This is a genomic window from Pseudomonas sp. GL-R-19, assembly GCF_019956375.1.
Taxonomy (GTDB): Bacteria; Pseudomonadota; Gammaproteobacteria; order Pseudomonadales; family Pseudomonadaceae; genus Aquipseudomonas.
The window spans coordinates 107,920-126,245 of the sequence record NZ_JAHBDJ010000006.1 but is presented as its reverse complement, the minus strand read 5'-3'; the positions used below and the strand labels follow the sequence as shown (position 1 = coordinate 126,245).

The 18,326-nt window shown below is 57.6% G+C and carries 15 protein-coding genes; 7 read left to right on the top strand and 8 right to left on the bottom strand.

Annotated features, from left to right (window positions below; all coding sequences use genetic code 11):
- Positions 1 to 47 precede the first annotated feature (47 nt).
- Complete coding sequence (locus KGA83_RS03960) at positions 48 to 1,142, bottom strand: alkene reductase (RefSeq protein ID WP_223528532.1); 1,095 nt, start codon at positions 1,140 to 1,142, stop codon at positions 48 to 50.
- Between the two features lie 220 nt (positions 1,143 to 1,362).
- Here KGA83_RS03960 and KGA83_RS03955 point away from each other — a divergent pair, with 220 nt between their 5' ends.
- Both KGA83_RS03955 and KGA83_RS03950 read left to right on the top strand, forming a co-directional pair.
- A complete protein-coding gene (locus tag KGA83_RS03955; RefSeq protein WP_223528529.1) occupies positions 1,363 to 1,941 on the top strand; it encodes a TetR/AcrR family transcriptional regulator in 579 nt (192 codons plus the stop codon).
- Between the two features lie 737 nt (positions 1,942 to 2,678).
- Complete coding sequence (locus KGA83_RS03950; RefSeq protein ID WP_223528526.1) at positions 2,679 to 4,109, top strand: IS1182 family transposase; 1,431 nt, start codon at positions 2,679 to 2,681, stop codon at positions 4,107 to 4,109.
- Positions 4,110 to 4,568: 459 nt separating this feature from the next.
- Here the strand turns inward: KGA83_RS03950 and KGA83_RS03945 are convergent, their stop codons facing one another.
- From KGA83_RS03945 to KGA83_RS03935, 3 genes are read right to left on the bottom strand one after another with little or no spacing between them, the layout of a single operon-like run.
- Positions 4,569 to 5,465, bottom strand: a complete 897-nt coding sequence (locus KGA83_RS03945; protein WP_223528524.1) for an alpha/beta hydrolase — start codon at positions 5,463 to 5,465, stop codon at positions 4,569 to 4,571.
- 13 nt (positions 5,466 to 5,478) lie between these two features.
- A complete protein-coding gene (locus KGA83_RS03940) occupies positions 5,479 to 6,480 on the bottom strand; it encodes an NADP-dependent oxidoreductase (RefSeq protein WP_223528521.1) in 1,002 nt (333 codons plus the stop codon).
- Between the two features lie 9 nt (positions 6,481 to 6,489).
- Positions 6,490 to 6,948, bottom strand: a complete 459-nt coding sequence (locus KGA83_RS03935; RefSeq protein ID WP_223528517.1) for a DUF2147 domain-containing protein — start codon at positions 6,946 to 6,948, stop codon at positions 6,490 to 6,492.
- 84 nt (positions 6,949 to 7,032) lie between these two features.
- On the opposite strand from KGA83_RS03935, the gene KGA83_RS03930 reads away from it, so the two are divergent.
- Complete coding sequence (locus tag KGA83_RS03930; protein WP_223528515.1) at positions 7,033 to 7,716, top strand: TetR/AcrR family transcriptional regulator; 684 nt, start codon at positions 7,033 to 7,035, stop codon at positions 7,714 to 7,716.
- A 42-nt stretch (positions 7,717 to 7,758) separates the two neighbouring features.
- Here the strand turns inward: KGA83_RS03930 and KGA83_RS03925 are convergent, their stop codons facing one another.
- Genes KGA83_RS03925 through KGA83_RS03910 form a run of 4 tightly spaced genes read right to left on the bottom strand, consistent with a single transcriptional unit; the run spans position 7,759 to position 12,815 of the window.
- Positions 7,759 to 9,357 carry a GMC oxidoreductase gene (locus tag KGA83_RS03925; protein WP_223528513.1) on the bottom strand — a complete coding sequence of 533 codons (1,599 nt, stop codon included), beginning with the start codon at positions 9,355 to 9,357 and terminating at the stop codon, positions 7,759 to 7,761.
- A 60-nt stretch (positions 9,358 to 9,417) separates the two neighbouring features.
- Complete coding sequence (locus KGA83_RS03920) at positions 9,418 to 10,878, bottom strand: class I adenylate-forming enzyme family protein (protein WP_223528511.1); 1,461 nt, start codon at positions 10,876 to 10,878, stop codon at positions 9,418 to 9,420.
- Between the two features lie 39 nt (positions 10,879 to 10,917).
- On the bottom strand, positions 10,918 to 11,844 hold the full coding sequence (locus KGA83_RS03915; RefSeq protein WP_218279787.1) for an alpha/beta hydrolase: 927 nt from the start codon (positions 11,842 to 11,844) through the stop codon (positions 10,918 to 10,920).
- The gene (locus tag KGA83_RS03910) at positions 11,841 to 12,815 is read right to left on the bottom strand and encodes an enoyl-CoA hydratase/isomerase family protein (protein WP_223528508.1); all 975 of its coding nucleotides are present in this window, start codon (positions 12,813 to 12,815) and stop codon (positions 11,841 to 11,843) included. The genes KGA83_RS03915 and KGA83_RS03910 overlap by 4 nt, the downstream gene beginning before the upstream one ends.
- Before the next feature lie 196 nt (positions 12,816 to 13,011).
- Between KGA83_RS03910 and KGA83_RS03905 the strand changes: the two genes are divergently transcribed.
- The 4 genes from KGA83_RS03905 (at position 13,012) to KGA83_RS03890 (ending at position 18,311) form a co-directional block, all read left to right on the top strand.
- Positions 13,012 to 13,860 (top strand): SDR family oxidoreductase, encoded by an 849-nt coding sequence (locus tag KGA83_RS03905; RefSeq protein ID WP_223528505.1) that lies wholly within the window; start codon positions 13,012 to 13,014, stop codon positions 13,858 to 13,860.
- Positions 13,861 to 14,083: 223 nt separating this feature from the next.
- Complete coding sequence (locus tag KGA83_RS03900; RefSeq protein ID WP_108215500.1) at positions 14,084 to 14,743, top strand: winged helix-turn-helix transcriptional regulator; 660 nt, start codon at positions 14,084 to 14,086, stop codon at positions 14,741 to 14,743.
- A 354-nt stretch (positions 14,744 to 15,097) separates the two neighbouring features.
- Positions 15,098 to 16,468, top strand: coding sequence for an outer membrane protein transport protein (locus KGA83_RS03895; RefSeq protein WP_223528502.1), 1,371 nt, complete (start codon positions 15,098 to 15,100; stop codon positions 16,466 to 16,468).
- A gap of 199 nt (positions 16,469 to 16,667) precedes the next feature.
- A complete protein-coding gene (locus KGA83_RS03890; protein ID WP_223528499.1) occupies positions 16,668 to 18,311 on the top strand; it encodes a GMC family oxidoreductase in 1,644 nt (547 codons plus the stop codon).
- Positions 18,312 to 18,326 lie beyond the last annotated feature (15 nt).

Here is an 18,326-nt window from a genome sequence, read left to right as displayed (position 1 = left end):
TGAACCCATGTCGGGCATGCAACGTTCAAATCGACACCGCGCCAGTGTTACAGGGCGCTGGCATCAGCGAGGGCCGGATAGTCGATGTATCCCGCAGCACCACCGCCGAAAAGCGTGGCCGGATCGAAGGGCGCCAACGGCGCTGCGGTTTTCAGACGTTCCACCAGATCGGGGTTGGCAATGAATGGGCGCCCGAACGCGAAGAGGTCTGCCTTGCCTTCGGTGAGCCGGGAGGTAGCGAGATCCAGGTCATAACCGTTGTTGGCGATGTAGGTGTTCCTGAATCGCCGGCGCAGGGAATCGAAGTCGAACGGTGCGACCTCGCGCGGCCCGCCGGTCGCACCCTCGACGACATGGAGATAGACGATGCCCAAGGCGTCGAGCTGATCGACGATGTAGTCGAACTGCCCCTGTGGATCGCTGCTCGAGACACCATTGGTGGGCGAAACCGGCGAGATACGAATGCCGGTGCGCTCGGCGCCGATCTCAGCCACCACTGCTGCCGTCACCTCCAGCAGCAACCGCGCGCGATTTTCGATCGACCCGCCATAGGCATCGGTGCGTACGTTGGCACCGTCCTTGACGAACTGGTCCAGCAGATAGCCATTGGCGCCATGGATCTCGACGCCATCGAAGCCTGCGGCAATAGCGTTTGCCGCAGCCTGGCGGAAGTCGTTGACGATCCCGGGCAGTTCGTCGAGCGCCAGCGCCCGAGGCTCGGAAACGTCGACAAAGCTGTTGTTGACGAATGTCTTGGTTGCGGCCCGAATGGCCGAGGGCGCCACCGGAGCGGCGCCGTTCTCCTGCAGATCAACATGCGAAACTCGTCCGACGTGCCACAACTGCAGGAAAATTTTCCCGTTCTTCCCATGGACGGCATTGGTGACCTCACGCCACGCGTCGATCTGCGCTTGCGAGTAGATGCCGGGCGTATCCTGGTAGCCCTGCCCTTGCTGCGAAATCTGTGTGGCCTCGGAAATCTGCAGGCCGGCCGACGCCCGCTGGCTGTAATACGTTGCAGCGAACTCGCTTGGAACGAAGCCCGCACCGGCGCGGTTGCGCGTCAGCGGCGCCAGGACCACCCGGTTGGAGAGCGTCAGGGAGCCGAGGGTGTAGGGCTCAAATAAAGTTTTTTCGGTCATGCCTTGTTTCTCCCACGTTGACTGATGGTCGTTGTTGCGAGTGTGCATCGCCATGCGATCGGCGCTTTCAGGTGGGCGGCGCTCATGGCCTGAGCCCTTCCAAAGTTGGCGAGCCGTTATGATGATGACCATAATCTTAATCGTCAATGACTTTGATGATGATTGACATCAATGTATATTGACCGCCTGACAGTCAGCAGATTCAAAGAGGCATGTGGGTATGAGAGTCACCAAAGCGCAGGCACAGGCGAATCGGGCGCACATCGTCGAGACGGCCTCCGCCCTGTTTCGTGAACGCGGCTATGACGGTGTGGGGGTGGCGGAACTGATGGCCGCTGCCGGGTTCACCCATGGCGGGTTCTACAAGCACTTTCGCTCCAAAGCCGATTTGATGGCTGAAGCAGCGGCGAACGGGCTTTCGCAGAGCCTGGTCAATACCGCGGACCTAGACGTCACCGAGTTCGTCAATATTTACCTGTCACGGGCTCACCGTGATGGCCGCAACGCTGGCTGCACGATGGCCGCCCTCTGCGGCGACGCTGCGCGTCAATCAGGGGAGATCAAGGCAACGTTTGCCGACGGGGTCGAAAGCATGCTGGCAGCCCTTGAGCCTGATGACTCGCCGGGCGACGTGGATCCGCACACAGTGCGAGCACGGATGATCGACATGCTTGCCCATGCGATCGGCGCAGTCGTGTTGTCGCGGGCTTGCCCGGATGATTCCCCACTGGCGGATGAGATTCTGGAGGTCTGCCGCGAAAAAATTCTCGCGACACTGTCGCCGTCGCAGTCCACGTAGGTCGTTGCCTCAGCGGCAATCCAGAGAAAAGGCTGCGTGCCCATGGTGCATAGGTATCTACATATCTTGTGAGCTACAGAGATTCACTGCCGGGGCGTGGTGTTGGGAGTACATATCCATTTCTGCGGTAACGGCCGCTAGCGGTTTCGCTTTTACAGCGAGTCACTTGGAAAAGCCCCAAGTAACCAAGGGCTCTTGCCCCTTTCGTTCGGTGCCTCGCCCAGGCTCGGCATGCCCTCGCTCCGGTCCTGCTCCGTGGGCCCGCCGCGATCGGCCATCCATGGCCGTACGCGGCTAACCCGGCATCCATGCCGGGTTGCCCACTACGCAGAACCTCCACTCGGCCTCACGAGGGGGCGGTGCATCAAGATCAACAGCTGCAGGCGAGCTAACGCTCGGCCTGTTGAGTGGTGAAAGGCAGAGCGGATGGGCGCTGATTTTTTGTGGCTGGCTTGTCGGGTCGCCGCATCGCTGCGATGGTGGCCTGTCAGCCGACCAATTTTCCCCGGATGTACCCACTCCGACTGTGTGCGAGCCTGCTCGCGATGCTGTTGATCTGCCGTTGCTTTGGCTTTTGATTTTGATCTGTTGCCCCTTTCCCAGAGGCCGAACGCAGGTATTGCGCAGGGGGCACCGCGGCAGGGATGCCGCGGTAGCCGCCCCCGGCCCAGAGTGTGTCAAAACATCCAAGTCAACCCTTGCTATGATTTCCCAGGATTTCATCGCAAGGGCTGCCCATGAAACGCTTCATTCAAGGCGAACACCGAGGTCAAAGGACCCTGCTCCCCGAGAGCCTGGACGATTACGTCAGCGACACCAATCCGGTGCGTGTTGTCGATGTCTTTGTTGATGAACTTGACCTGATCACCTTGGGATTCGAAAGCGCTGTCCCTGCTGAAACTGGCCGACCGGCTTACCATCCGGCAGTCCTGCTGAAGATCTACATCTACGGCTATCTAAACCGCATCCAGTCGAGCCGACGCCTTGAACGCGAGGCGCAGCGCAACGTCGAACTGATGTGGCTGACCGGTCGCTTGATGCCAGACTTCAAGACCATCGCCAACTTCCGCAAAGACAACAGCAAAGCCATTCGAGGCGTCTGCCGCCAGTTTGTTGTGCTGTGCCAACAGTTGGGGCTTTTCGCGGAAAACCTGGTTGCTATCGACGGCAGCAAATTCAAGGCGGTGAACCACCGCGACCGCAATTTCACCAGCGCCAAGCTGAAGCGGCGGATGGAAGAAATCGAATCGAGCATTGGCCGTTATCTAAAGGCGCTGGATGCGACTGATCGGGAGGAGCCCATGCCCTCGGGTCCCAAAAGCGGCGGCCTTGAAGAGAAAATCGCCAAACTAAAGGAGCAAATGAAAGCGCTTCAGGCGATTGAAATTCAGCTTGAGGAATCGCCTGACAAGCAGGTTTCACTGACCGACCCGGACGCCCGTTCGATGATGACGAGCGGCAAAGGAATCGTGGGTTACAACGTACAGACCGCGGTCGATACCAAGCATCATCTGATTGTCGCGCACGAAGTGACCAATGTGGGTCACGACCGTGATCAGCTCAGCTCGATGGCCAAGCAGGCCCATGAGGCGATGAAGCTCGAATCGTTGTCGGTGATGGCTGACCGCGGGTATTACAAAAGCGGGGAGATCCTTGCCTGCCATGAGACAGGAATTACCGCTTATGTGCCGAAGACGCTGAGCTCCCGGGCCAAATTTGATGGCCGCTTCAACAACGATGCTTTCATCTACGAGGCAGACAAAGACGTGTACGTCTGCCCCGCCAAGGAAGTGCTGACCTGGCGCAACGCTTGCGTCGATAATGGCAAGACGCTGAACAGTTACTGGAGCTCCAACTGCCGGTCCTGCTCGATAAAGGCGCAATGCACACCGGCCAGGGAGCGAAAGGTTCGTCGCTGGGAACATGAAGCCGTGCTGGAGGAAATGCAGGTCCGTCTGGACAATGCGCCGCAGATGATGAGCATCCGCAAGCGGACCGTCGAACATCCCTTCGGGACGCTCAAGCAATGGATGGGAGCGACACACTTTTTGACCCGGCGGCTTGCCGGGGTGAGCACCGAAATGAGCCTGAATGTGCTCGCCTACAACTTGAAGCGAGTGATGAAAATCCTCGGTGCGCAGAATCTGATGAAAGCGCTGGCGGCCTGAAAAGGCCCTTGTTTTGCCCCGATTGAGGCGCTGTGACGTGTTGGTAGCGACCCTGAGAACCGGCTGGGGCTACGTGGAACGCTTTAGCTGTGATTAGCCGGCCAAAGCATCGTCTGCGCTGCGCGCCGACGCTGCTTGAGCCGGTTTTTACACACTCTGGGCCATGGATGGCCGATGGCGGCGGGCCCCCGGAGCAATGCCGGAGTGAGGGTATGCCGAGCCTAAGCGAGGCACCGAATGGCGGGGCAAGAGCCCTTGGTTACTTGGGGCTTTTCCAAGTGACCCGCCGTCAGGGCGGAACCCTAAGCGGCCGTTACCGCAGAAATGGATATGTACACCATCAAACTCGGGAAGATGTGTAGATACCCATGGTGGGGAGCCATTCGCAGCCAGCGTCACTGAGCGTTATCCGCTATCAACAGGGCACGGCAGGCATCGACATCGATGCACGGAAGGTATTCAGCCAGACTGCAAGGGATGGCTTGCCAAAAATGCGGCGACTCGTTCAACGACCTCGTCTGGCCGGGCATCAGCAAAAAAATGCCCGCCCACTATCGCAGAGGCCTCCATCACTGTGCAGCGACTCACCCAGGAGGCGGGTAAATCATAGTGCCTGGCCATCGCACCCGAGGCACCATAGAGGATCAGCGCGGGCGCGGTGATGCGGCGTCCGGAGTCGGACAAATCGTCCTCCAGATCCACAGTGAGCGTGGCGCGATAGTCGTTGCAAAACCCGGCGATCGTCGCCGGATCACGCCAGGCTTTCCGATACGCCGCCAGTTGGTCAGCATCGAAATCTTTCAGCCCTGCGGCGCCCCAGCCGAACAGGCAGCTCTCGAAAAAGAAATCGGGATCTGCCTCAATCATGCGCTCCGGGAAGGGTGCGGGCTGAGACAGGAAAAACCAGTGCCAGTAACTGCGGGCTACGTCCTTGCGCAGATCTGTCAGCATCACAGCCGTAGGGACGATGTCCATTAGCGTGACGCTCGCCACCTTGTCTGGATAATCCAGCGTCATCCGGTATGCAGTGCGCGCACCACGGTCGTGTCCGACAAGATGGAACCGTTCATGCCCGAGCACACGCATCAGTTCGACCTGATCGGCAGCCATGGCGCGAAATCCGTAGTTCGACAGATCCCGTTGAGCCGGCGGCTTGGACGATGCGCCATACCCACGCAAATCAGCACAGACAACCCGATAGCCACGCGCGACCAGCCCAGGTGCGATACGGGCCCAGAGCGCCATGGTCTGCGGAAAACCGTGGAGCATCAGTATGGGTTCGCCTATGCCCGCTGCAACACAGGCAATTTCTACATCACCTACGGTAATTCGGTGCGTTTCGAAGTTTTCGAACATGGACGTCATCTCGTTACTTTACCTTGACGATGACCTTGCCTTTTGCCCGGCCGGTTTCAACATAAGCCAAGGCCTCCGGGGTCGATTCGAAAGGAAAAACCCGGTCCACCACCGGGCGTAGGACCCGGGAATCGATGAGCGCGGTAATCTTGTGCAATTGCTCACCGCTGGCTCTCATATAAAGAAATGAATAGCTGACACCACGACGCCTGGCCTTTTTCCTGATCCCATAACTCAACAGACGCATGACCAGTTTCAGGAACCCGGACAATCCAGCGCTTTTCGCAAAGTCTACATCCGGCGGTCCAGAGATTGAGATGAGCTTTCCACCCGGCTTCAGGATGCGTAACGACTTCTCGAGAGTCTCTGTGCCGAGGCTGTTCAAGACCACATCGTAGTCGTGCAGGACCTTTTCGAAATCGTCTTTGCGGTAATCGATCACGATATCCGCACCGAGACGCTTCACCCATTCGACATTCGCCGTGCTGGTGGTCGTCGCAACGGTCGCCCCCAGGTGTTTGGCCAGCTGAATGGCCAGTGTTCCCACGCCACCGGAGCCCGCGTGGATAAGTACCTTTTGGCCTTTCTTCAAGTTCGCTTTTTCGACCAGTGCCTGCCACGCGGTCAAGCCAACCAGAGGGATCGAAGCTGCTTCCTCCATGGTGAGACCTTTCGGCTTGAGCGCCAGCGAACGTTGATCGATCGCAATGAATTCGGCGAACGCACCGATTCGATTGTCATCGGGCCGTGCATAGACCTCATCACCCGCCTTGAATTGCTGCACGCCTGAGCCGACCCGTACGACGACCCCAGCCAAATCATTACCCAGAACAAGCGGCATGCGATAAGGCAAAATCATTTTGAACTCACCGTCTCTGATTTTTAAATCCAGAGGGTTTACACCCGCCGCATGGATCTGGACTAAAACATCATCCTTGCCCAATTCAGGTTCTGGTATTTCGGTCGCCCGTAACGCAGCCTTTTTTCCGTAGCGATCGATAATGAATGCTTTCATCGTGCTTCCTTATTCCTGGCGTACCCAGGTTTGTGAGCGCCCTAATACCGGCACGCCAATGTAGCCGCGTACGCTGAGCTTTTTGCCATTGTCGGTCAGGTGGACTTTACTGCTATAGACCTTGCCGTTATCCGGATCGAGGATTTGGCCACCGGTGTACTCTTCGCCATCCTTTCGCAAACCGGTCAGAATGGTCAGGCCTACAATCGGCACATTCTTGTTCACGCCTTCACATTTCTCGCACCTCGGATTCTGATTTTCCTTGAGAGTGGGAAACGCTTTTTCGATAATGCCCTTCAGCGTGCCATCGGATTCGGTGATGCGAATCAACGCCCTCGGCTTGCCACTGACATCGTCGATGTTTTGCCACAGGCCAACCGGCGAACTGTCGTCTGCCCACAGCGCCGATGACATGACTGCTGCTGCCAGGGTGAGTCCGAAGACACCTGCTTTATTCAAAGTGCGCATTGCCTGAATCCTCATGATCGAGCGGTTACAGATCAATAACGATGTTATTTGATAAACATAACGCCGTTATGGCAGTATTGCAACATGACCACTGATAACTCACTCCCTAATGCCCCCACCCGCCTCGTCGAGGCAACCATCCGTGTGCTCGCCTCCAGCGGCCCGTCCGAAGTCAAGGCCCGTTCGGTCGCGAGCGAAGCCGGCCTGTCGACCATGGGGGTTTACACACACTTCGGCGGAGTGCCGGAACTTCTACAAGCCGTCGCTGACGAGGGATTCAAGCGGTTGGCTGCAGTCTTCAAGCGTGTGCCCATCACGGAGGATCCCATAGCCGACTTATGCGCGATGCTCCTGGCTTGCCGAGACCTTGCACGAAGCAATCCCCATCTGTACGACTTGATGTTCGGTCTTTCGATTGACGGCAGATATAGCCCCTCACGAGGTACCATGACCTCGATTGCAAATGGGCAATCGGAAGCCTTCAAAGCGACATACGCGATTCTGATCAACGCTTGCGCTCGCCTGGTCGATGCCAAATGCGTTCGCAAAATCGATCCCGCTCTCATCGCGCCACAGCTGTGGAGTGCCGCGCATGGATTCATCATGCTCGAACTCGCCGGCCACTTCTCAGGCGTGGAAAATCCTGCTGCGCAGATCCTGGTAGCGACGTGTAACAACATTGTCGTCGGCTTGGGAGCAAAGCGCGAAAAAGTCGAATCTTCCACTGCTGGCGTGATTGCCGGGCAGGCAACTGCGCCAGAGCCTTGAAAAAACCGCGCAACCATGCAGTCACGCGGTGCGAACAGTATTTCAGTTCAAGTACACAGGAGCCTGTGGAATCTGCGCCATGGCGTACTCGGCAAGTGCCGTGATGGTCAGTGCAGGATTAACCCCAGGATTTGCAGGCATCGCAGCGCCGTCACACACCAACATGTTGTGGTAACCGAAAACGTGCAGGTTCTGATCAATCACGCCGCGTTGGGCATCGGCGCCGATCACGGCGCCTCCCAGCACATGGGCTGTTGTCGGAATGTTGCCCAGCGCTTCCAGTACGTTGCTCTGGGCAATACCGCCGGTGTGCCTGGCCAGCCACTGAGCGGCCTGATTACCCATCTCGATGTACGTCGGATTTGGCTTTTTGCGGTTCTGCTCAGTGACGAGGCGATAGCCACGGCCCAGCCAACGCTTCCTGGGACGCAGTGCAATCGCATTGTCCAATGTCTGCATCACCAGCAGCATCACCATGTGTCGGCTCCAGCCCCTTGGCCACATTGACTTGAGCCATCGCACCGGGTGCAACACGATATTCCCCAGCCACTTCAACGGCCGCGTCACGCGGTTACCCTTACCGACCAACAGCGTGCAAAGCAAGCTCAGGAAGTCCGCGTTGCGACCATAGGTGAGAAACTCGATGTGGGTATCCTGATCGACGTGCACACTGCTGCTGGCGGTGACATCGTTCCAGGTTTTGCGGTCCTCGGGCAGGCGCACGTTCAGAACCGATTCGCTGTTGGTGCGCACCAGTTCACCAAGGCGATCGCTGACCCGGGGCAACGAACCGCCGTGCTTGCAGTTGGCCAATAATTCGTTGGTACCGAGAGCCCCGCCAGCGAAGATCACTCCACGAGCGGTATACGTCTGACGATCACGGAAGAACCAGGCACCGGGACGCTGGGCGGTCACACGATAGCCTTCACTGCCGTCGGCGGCCCCGAGCGGGCTCACATCAACGACCTCGCGCTCTGCCAATATCTGCACGCCGCGTTTCTCTGCGAACCACAGGTAGTTTTTCACCAGCGAGTTCACGGCACCGACGCGGCATCCCACCATACAGGCGCCGCAACGTATACACCCGGTACGGTCAGGCCCTTCCCCACCGAAATAGGGGTCCTTGACGGTTTTTCCCGGTTCGCCAAAGAACACTCCGGTGGGTGCTCGAGTGAATGTGTCTTCGGTTGCGAAGTGTTGCGCCATCTCCCGGGCCAGTTGCTGGTTCGTCGAGTCGAATGGCACCGTCTTTACCCCAAGCATGCGCTCGGCCGTATCGTAGTGAGGCTGCAATAGCCTGTCCCAGTGACCGAGCTCGCGCCACTGCACGTTGTCGAAGAACGCTGGCTTGGCGCGGTACAACACACCGCCATACACGGTGCTGCCGCCACCGACACCCGACTGGCTGGGAAAAAAGACATGACGAAACAGCGACATGCGCATGATGCCCTTCAAACCCAATGCGGGTGCCCACAGATACTTGTTGAACTGCCAGGCCGACTTGGGAAGGTCTTCGTCGCGATAGCGACGGCCGCGCTCGAGTACCCCGACGCGATAGCCTTTCTCCACGAGGCGCAGCGCCGAGACACTGCCGCCAAATCCTGATCCGATCACCAGCCAGTCGAAGTCTGCGTTTTTCATGATGTGTCCCCTTCTACGTGCCGGTTGCTTTTCGCCTAAAGTCCATCAGGTAACGACCTGTCAATCGACACATTCGGTCCACATCTTGCGCAGCTTCAGCTTGTCGACCTTGCCCACGGCATTCTTTGGCAGGCTATCGATGATGTTGATCGTGGAAGGTCTTTTATAACGCGTCAGCCGGTCAGTGCAGTGCTCATTCAAGCCCTCCTGGGTACCGGCGATTCCCGTACGAAACGCGACGTAGGCAACCACTATTTCGCCGAAGGTCTCGTGAGGGGTACCAATCACTGCGGCTTCAAGCACCCCCGGAAACTCGAACAACACATCCTCGATCTCCTTCGGATAGATGTTCTCGCCGCCGCGAATGATCATCTCTTTAAGGCGCCCGACAATGGCCAGATAACCGTCTTCGTCGATCCTGCCAATGTCGCCGGTGTGCAGCCAGCCATCGACGATGGTCTTCGCCGTTTCCTCGGGTTTCCCAAGGTAACCGCGCATGACGTTAGGGCCTTGAACCAGCACCTCGCCAGTGGCGCCCTGCGGCAAATGCACACCGCTCGGGTCGGCGATTGCAATGCGTTGCCCGATGAAGGGCAGCCCGACCGTACCGACCTTGCGCAGGCCGTCGAAGGGGTTGATGGTCGAAGCGCACGTGCCTTCGGACAGGCCATATCCCTCAAGCAGCGGAAAACCGAAGCGAGCTTCAAATTTTTCCAGTAGTTGCGCCGATGCAGGCGCCGCGCCGCAGATGCCATACCGAAGACTGGAGGTATAAGGTTTTACCTCGCGAGGTAACGCGCTGAGCATTGCGTAGATGGTTGGCACTGCAGAGAAGTAGGTGGGTCGAAGCCACTCGACATCCTCAAAAAACGTGTCGACATTGAAACGCTTGCGAATCGAAACCCGACCACCGCTTGATAGCGGGATAAGGGTACTCACCACAATGCCGTTTACGTGAAAGAGTGGCAGTATCAATAAGCAATGGTCTGCTGCTGTAACCTTGAGCGAATGTCGGCCCATTTGTGACATGGCTTCGATATTGGCGTGATCGAGCATCACGCCCTTCGGCAGGCCGGTAGTGCCACTGGTGTAGATCAACAGAGCGAGTGCGGCAAGCTCTGCAATCGGCATACCGGTATAGGGTGCCCCTGCTTCCAGATCGGCCACTGGCAGAGATTGCACACTTGGGATCACAGTTTCGCCACTGATATTGACGAGCAGCTTCGCCCCCGAATCAACCAATTGATGAGCAGCTTCCTTATTGGTGAGCCCCGGATTCATAGGCGTGACCGCAGCCCCCAGACGCCAGGCGGCGAACATCGCCACCACAAACTCCACCTGGTTGGGCAACATGATTGCAACGACGTCCCCAACGCCCACTCCCCTGTCCGCGAATACTCCCGCTGCCGCGAGGACTCTGGAATGGAACTGCCGGTTAGTCAGGTTGCTGCTGTCGTCAGCGATGCACAGACCATCAGGCTCTGTCGTCGCGCGCAAATCTGAAAGTTTGGAAAAACACATTATTGTTGTTCTCTCTGAAAAGTGACGAAAACGCTTGAATCAGTTGGCTGAAGAGCCGAGTAGATGCTTCGTCAGAAATTGGGTCTGATCCGTCACCAGCTCTTCGAACGCGTCGCCCATGTAGAACTCGAAATGCCCCGCCGCGTAGAGTCTGGTTTCTCCATGCGGCGCCTTGCGCACCAAGGCGATCGTCTGTTCCGGTGGCGTGACGGTGTCAGTGGTGCTGACGCAAAACAGGATGGGGAGCTTCACCTTGGAGGCCGAGCGTCCGGGCCGATAAACCATGATTTCCGGGAGCACCCGTGCGGCGACGTGATTGACGAACACCATGCCCTTCGGCACCAAGGCCAGATAACCCGGCAGCGCGTCATGCGCATTCATCAAGGCTGGCTGACCGGGAGCGGCAGCGATTGGCACCATCACGGGCGGGCGACCCAGTAGCCTGGCTGCAAAATCACGCAGGAGCACCGGCATTACCTGCAGCGATCCCTTCACACCCAGTGCGGCAGTTGAAGCCAGGCCATCGGTGAAAGGGCACTGACTGATGGCGGCCAGTAACTCGGGATGCCGGCTGGCCACGGTAATCGCATGCCCTCCCCCAAACGAGCTTCCCCATACGGCAGCCCGGCGCCCATCGACCTCCGCGCAGCCTTTGACGAAGTCCAACGCGGCATCCCAGTCAGCCAGTTGCCGCTTCACAGACATCAACTGCCTGGGCCGACCACCGCTGTCTCCGAAATAACGGTAGGTGAAGGCCAATGTAGCGATTCCCGCAGCGGCGAATCGTTCGCAAAAGGCATCGAGGCGCATCTCGCGAACCGCACCCAGTCCGTGTCCGAGCACTACGATCGGCGGTTTCTCCACGCCAACCGGCAGGTAGAGCCAGGCCGAACAGTAGGTTTCACCCGAGTCAAATTGAACGTCCTGGCGAGTGAACTGATAGGTAAGCGGTGACATTTGATTCATTTCCTCCCTCCCCCGTTTTGCAGGGGCAAAGAGCCTTGCTCAAGGGTTTGCTCGAAAATGGCCGGGTTGTAGAACGGCGCGTTGCCGTCCCGATCGGTGCGCTCAAGGTATTCGACCATCAGCGATTGCGCCGTCTCGGTCGGCGAGATCCTGATGAATTCGGTACGCTCCCTATGCAGCCCCTCGTCGAGGGTGGCTGACCCGCCGAAGTACACGGCTCGCTTGACGGCCTCAATCGCCCCTTTGGGTCGGGAACCCAGATACCCGGCCAACTCGATGGCGCGATCAAGCAGCGCATCCGGAGCAACCACTTCGTCGATGTAGCCTATTTCGAGCGCCTTCTGTGGCGACACCGGCCGACCTTCAAGCATCAGCATCAGCGCGCGATGGGCGCCGACCAGTCGTGGTAATCGCTGAGTGCCTCCGCCACCAGGAAGGATTCCAAGCAGCACCTCGGGCTGCCCGATGAAGAAATCGCCATCCGCCATCAGGCGCACGTCACACGCTAGCGCGAGCTCGCTGCCCAGTCCCAGCGCAGATCCATTCAGCGCGGCGACGAAAATGACGCCACTGCGGTTCATCCGTAAAAAAGTGTCGTGCAGCTTGTCGAGTTGCATCCCGCCATCCAGCGGTGTCAGGGACGCCGCTGCCGCCAATGGCGCAATACCGCGAACGGCCTTGGCGGTTCGAGCGATCGCCGAGGCCATACCGCGCCCGACCGACGGGATACTCTTTCCACCTTCCTGCAGCCAACGAACGTCTGCATGACCGATGAAACGCTCAGGATGAGTTCCGGTGAGCACAACTGCTTTTACCGCGGTATCGGACTCCAGCTTGTCCAGTAGCGCCGCAAGCTCATTGGCCATGTCCAACCCCATCAGCCCGTGTGGACCTCCATCCAGCCGCGCAATCAACACAGAGCCACGGGACTCCATATCAAGGTACTCGGGCGGTGCATGCATCTTCGTCATCTCTTGGATCCTCCGGTGACAAACGTAGAGAGCAAGCGCTCCCATCAGTATTTCCACCTCCTGACCAGTCATCGGATCAGTCGGAGAGCTGGATAACACTGTTATTGCAAAACATAACACCGTTATATTACTCTCGCAATATGCACTGACCTGCACACAAAACCTGAATGCTCAGCTCCTGAAGGGAACCTCTGAAATGAAACCGCACATCACTGTGGTACAGAGCAATCAAACAGCCAGAAACCCGACTCAATCCCTTCTTCCTGAATGGAGACCAGCGATCTTCGTCACAGGCGCGGCTTCGGGAATCGGTCGCGCCTGCGCTGAGTTGTTTGCGCGGCGCGGTTGGTTCGTGGGGCTATACGATATCGATTCAGAGGGTGTCGCCGCGGTTGCCGCGACCCTGGGAGAGGGCAATGCCGTCTGCGGAGCGCTCGACGTGAGCGATCCCGAAGCATGGAAGCGAGCGCTTGTGGATTTCTGGGCACACAGCGGCCAGCGGCTTGACGTGTTGCTCAATAACGCCGGGATTCTCGCTGCCGGGCAATTTGAAGCCGTACCCTTGACCAGACACCAGGCAATGCTTGACGTGAACGTTCTGGGAATGATCACCGGCTGTCACAGCGCCTTCCGGTACCTGCGAGGCACGCCCTGCTCTCATGTCATCAATATGGCCTCCGCCACCGCCATCTACGGCCAGCCCGAACTTGCAACCTACTCGGCGAGCAAGTTCGCCGTGCGCGGATTCACCGAAGGGCTCGACCTCGAATGGGGAAAGTTCGGTATTCGCGTGAGCGATATCTGGCCGAGCTTCGTAAAGACCGCAATGGCTGATGACTACGGTCGTATCCCCAGCGCCAGATCGCTGGGTATCCGGCTCACCTCGCACGACGTCGCATCGACCGTGTGGGCTTGCGCGACGTCGAAACGACGAATCCACAAGACCCACTGGACAGTCGGCAGGCAAGCCGGATTCCTGTCGTTCGCTACACGTCTCGCGCCTGCGGCTCTCACCCGCTGGGTCGTCCAGCGCATTGCGCGATAACGGACAGGTTTATAGTGTAGCTATACGTTTTATATAGCGTAATGACTAAGCGGACGGTATAGTGAAATCAATAAGAATGACTCAACCTGTTCAGTGAGCGATACATGAAAGCGACCGTGAGATCAGCCGTCCAAGGGACTGGAACAACGCCCAATGCCTTCGACTTGAGGCAGCAGTGGCTTTTCACTGTATTTCAACTGAGCGGAATTTTGTACAATGCGCCATGACAAACAAAACCTACGGTCAACTCTGCCCCTTAGCCCGGTCGCTCGACGTACTCGGAGATCGCTGGACGCTGCTCTTGATTCGCGAACTCCTGTTAGGTCCGAAGCGTTTCAAGGATCTGCTCGCGATCCTGCCTGCAATGGGTACAAACCGACTGTCCGAACGCCTGGCCATGCTGGTGCAGAACGGCGTCATTCAACAAGTCACCGTGCACACACCTTCCGCCACGCCAGCTTACGAGCTGACGGACTTGGGCGAGCAACTACGCAAGCCGGTGATCGCGCTGGGTTTCTGGGGGCTGAGCCTGCCGATCGACGAACGCATCGATCCGTCCAGTGCTCGTGCGGAGCTCATAGCCCTGTGCCTGACAGGCTCGAACGATTCGGCAGCGAGCGCCGGTTTGCAGGAGTTGTACGAGTTCCAGGTGGGGGCGGAAGTCTTCCATATTCGAGTCAACGACGGGAACCTGTTGGCACGCTCCGGGCCGAGCGAAGAGCCCATCGACGTCAAAATACAATGCGACATGGAAACCTTCATTGCGTTAGTCCTGCGCCAGATCACGCCAACTCGCGCACTTCGCGAAGGTCATGCAAAGCTGTTGCAAGGGGATCGGCCAGCCTTCACACGAGTGTGCAAAGTACTCGAATACAAGCCCTAGGACTGCAGGTCCTCTCCCTTTCCCCTTCTCTCGCTTCATGCGAGTCGAGGGGGACAGCCGCCATTACCTCTTACCTGCGCGCTGCCCGCATCCTTGTAACCGCACGCGGCTCAGTCTGGCCCCAACTTGCAACCCCCAAATATATAAATACGGCGATCGCCTGAGCACGTGATATTCCAGAGAGGGCTCTGCAACTAAAAAACAACTACATATCTGCAAGACCCAATTAACACTCTCCTACTCCAGCCCAGCCGGGACTGTTGATGTATACGGCCGCCCACGATTTCTATTCATCCCGACAACAACAACAACAACAACAACAACAACAACAACAACAACAACAGGTACCGCCAGATGAACCATGAATATCTTTCTGAGCCTCGCCCTTCCCTGAATTCAGTACTGCGTTTGAAACGTCATCTTGAGACAGGGTCAACCCCGACACTCAAGTCAAGCAAAGCGTTGTTCATATTCACTCTGTCATTGGCTCTCTGTGGGCAGGCAACTTTATCTTCAGCCAATGGTTTATCCATTAACGAGCAAAGCGTCAGCAGCGCCGGAACTGCTTATGCCGGGCGTTCGTCCGCGGCCCTGGATGCGAGTACTGTCTATGGAAATCCGGCCGGCCTGAGCAAGCTAAAGCGCAGGGAAGTGAGCGCAGGGTTCGCCTTGTTCAAGGTCAATAGCGATATTAAAAATGCTCATGGCGATGCGCCAGGCACCAACAAAGGAGATTCCGTACCCCTGACGACAATCCCTTTTGGCTATTTATCCATACCGATTGACGAACGCTTCACTTTCGGCCTGGGCTTGTACGCTCTCTATGGTCTTGTGAACGATTACGAAAGTTCGTTTCAGGGACGCTACCATGGCTCCTATAGCAAGGTTCAAGTTAAAACCCTGAACTCCGCTGTTGCTTATCGCATCAATGATCATGTCTCTGTCGGAGGCGGGCTGACATTGAACCGTATCGAAAACAATATGCAAACCTATTTGGCCACAGGGCAGCTCAATGGGGGCACCGACACGAAGATCACTATCAAGGGTAACGATAACGCCGTTGGCTATAATTTCGGCCTGATGGTCGACCTGAACGACTCCACCACGTGGGGCGTCACCTATCATTCAAAACTTGATTTTCATGTCAACGGCCATACGCAGGTGAGCAACTCGCCAAGTGCTTTCGGTCTCGATGGCAAATACAGCAATAAAATAGACATCACGTTGCCAGAGTCGCTGGACACATCGTTTACCCATCACTTTGACGACCGCTGGACTGGCTACCTGGGCGCAACCTGGACCCGATGGAGCCGCGTTCAGAGGATCGAAGCGGTCAATAGTGGTATACCGCCGCTGGGCCAGCAACTGGGTTTCAGCAGCTTCGGAGATGACTTTAAATTACATGACACCTGGTCGATGGCCGTTGGGGCCTCTTACCAGCTTTCCCCGCAATGGCTGTTGCGCAGCGGCTTCGCCTACGATCCATCACCTGCCCGCAACGCCGATCGAAACGTCCGACTCCCCGTGGGCGACCGAAAAGCCGTGACGCTGGGTATAGGTTTCTCTCCCGACACCGACCTGACCATCGATTTGGCTTACGGCTATCTATGGGAATCGACCACCTCCGTCAGCCAGGCAAATACAACCGGCGTACAGCCCGGCTACAACGCAAAATACGACAACAGCGCGCACATTATAGGTACGCAGATAACCTACCGTTTCTGACTTGACCCTTCCTGCGACTACGGCTACAGACTGATAATACTATACTGTTCGTATAGCGATATAAATATACGAATGGTATAGTAATCCTGACAGGAGTCACTCCTGCCACCAGTGTCAGCAGCACCCTTACAAAAACAAGGAGACACCGCATGACCCGTGCTTTCACGCCTGATCGCAGTGCTTGCCTGAGCAGCACGCAATGAATCCATCTTTCGATTTCGACTACGTCGTGATTGGCTCCGGATTCGGTGGCAGCGTGTCCGCCTTCCGGCTGACAGAAAAGGGCTACCGCGTTGGCGTAATGGAGATGGGCCGACGCTGGACGGCCGAGGACTTTCCAGAATCCAACTGGGACGCGCGGCGCTGGATGTGGCGACCTGGGCTTAAGATGTTCGGCTTCTACAACATGCGCCTGTTCCGTCACGTGATGATCGTCAGCGGCAACGCTGTCGGTGGCGGATCCATCACCTATGCCAACGCCTTGCTGACACCGCGCGATAACGTATGGAATGAGGGTTCCTGGGCCGGCCTGGCGGACTGGAAACGGATCATGCCGCAGTACTACGCCACGGCGGAAAAGATGCTGGGCGTGACAGAGAGCAAGATCATGGGCGAGGCTGATCTGCGCCTCAGGAAAATGGCGGATTTGCAAGGTGTGGGCCACACGTTTCACCTTCCACGCGTTGGTACCTTCTTTGCTCCCGAAGGTGAAGAAGGCGGCCAGACCTACCCGGATCCCTACTTCAATGGTGAAGGCCCGGCGCGCGGAACCTGTACCGGGTGCGGTGGCTGCATGATGGGTTGCAAGCACAACGCCAAGAACACACTCGACAAGAATTACCTTTATCTCGCAGAAAAGCGTGGCGCCCAGGTTTTTGCCGAGACCAAGGTGGTGGACGTGCGACCGCTCAACGGCAAAGAAGACGGCAGTGATGGCTATGAAGTCTTCACTGAATGCTCGACCGCCTGGTTCGCCAAACAGCGCCGCAGTTTTCGCTGCCGCGGCGTGATCTTCGCCGCCTCGTCGTTGGGCACCATGGAATTGTTGTTCCGGCTCAAGCAAAACGGGTCATTGCCGCGCATCAGCGACGACCTCGGAAAACGTGTGCGCACCAATGCCGAATCCCTTATCGGCATACGCTTTCCGGCAGCGGACAAGAGCATGTCGCCGGGACTGGCGGGGGGCGGCAGCATCTATCTCGATGAGCACACCCATATCGGAGTCGTGCGCTACCCGGAAGGCTCGGATGCGATAGGCCTGATGATGACCTTGCTATGCGGCGGGCGCCCGGGGTGGACGCGAATATTGACCTGGCTATGGACGCTGCTCAAACATCCACTGCAAGCATTGCTCGTGCACAACCCCGCAGGTTTCGCCCGTCAGACCATGTTACTGCTGGTGATGCAGACAGCGGACGCGTCTCTCGACATGCGGCTCAGGCGTCGCTGGTTTTGGCCGTTTGCGAAACAGCTCGCCAGCGAAGGCGGTCCCATCCCCACCTTCATTCCAGAGGCGAATGCCTTTGCTGAAAAGGGCGCAAAGGCGCTCGGTGGCATACCTACCACTTTTCTCTCCGAGATTTTATTCAACATCCCGACCACGGCCCACTGCATGGGCGGCTGTGCGATGGCGGACTCGCCGGAGCGCGGCGTGATGGACGTACAGAACCGGGTCTTCGGTTATCAGAACCTGCTGGTTTGCGACGGCTCGATGCTCAGCGCCAATCTCGGGGTCAATCCAAGCCTGACGATTACCGCGCTGACCGAGCATGCCATGTCGTACATCCCAGTGAAAAACAAGCGGGTATCGAACGCCATCCCGCTGCACACCCTTCAATCTTGAATCAGCCCTTATAGA

Coding starts and splice junctions, on each gene's coding strand:
- KGA83_RS03890 (WP_223528499.1), top strand. CDS start 16,668: ATGAATCCATCTTTCGATTTCGACTACGTCGTGATTGGCTCCGGATTC.
- KGA83_RS03950 (WP_223528526.1), top strand. CDS start 2,679: ATGAAACGCTTCATTCAAGGCGAACACCGAGGTCAAAGGACCCTGCTC.
- KGA83_RS03900 (WP_108215500.1), top strand. CDS start 14,084: ATGACAAACAAAACCTACGGTCAACTCTGCCCCTTAGCCCGGTCGCTC.
- KGA83_RS03930 (WP_223528515.1), top strand. CDS start 7,033: ATGACCACTGATAACTCACTCCCTAATGCCCCCACCCGCCTCGTCGAG.
- KGA83_RS03925 (WP_223528513.1), bottom strand. CDS start 9,357: ATGAAAAACGCAGACTTCGACTGGCTGGTGATCGGATCAGGATTTGGC.
- KGA83_RS03935 (WP_223528517.1), bottom strand. CDS start 6,948: ATGCGCACTTTGAATAAAGCAGGTGTCTTCGGACTCACCCTGGCAGCA.
- KGA83_RS03960 (WP_223528532.1), bottom strand. CDS start 1,142: ATGACCGAAAAAACTTTATTTGAGCCCTACACCCTCGGCTCCCTGACG.
- KGA83_RS03920 (WP_223528511.1), bottom strand. CDS start 10,878: ATGTGTTTTTCCAAACTTTCAGATTTGCGCGCGACGACAGAGCCTGAT.
- KGA83_RS03905 (WP_223528505.1), top strand. CDS start 13,012: ATGAAACCGCACATCACTGTGGTACAGAGCAATCAAACAGCCAGAAAC.
- KGA83_RS03945 (WP_223528524.1), bottom strand. CDS start 5,465: ATGTTCGAAAACTTCGAAACGCACCGAATTACCGTAGGTGATGTAGAA.
- KGA83_RS03895 (WP_223528502.1), top strand. CDS start 15,098: ATGAACCATGAATATCTTTCTGAGCCTCGCCCTTCCCTGAATTCAGTA.
- KGA83_RS03910 (WP_223528508.1), bottom strand. CDS start 12,815: ATGACGAAGATGCATGCACCGCCCGAGTACCTTGATATGGAGTCCCGT.
- KGA83_RS03940 (WP_223528521.1), bottom strand. CDS start 6,480: ATGAAAGCATTCATTATCGATCGCTACGGAAAAAAGGCTGCGTTACGG.
- KGA83_RS03915 (WP_218279787.1), bottom strand. CDS start 11,844: ATGAATCAAATGTCACCGCTTACCTATCAGTTCACTCGCCAGGACGTT.
- KGA83_RS03955 (WP_223528529.1), top strand. CDS start 1,363: ATGAGAGTCACCAAAGCGCAGGCACAGGCGAATCGGGCGCACATCGTC.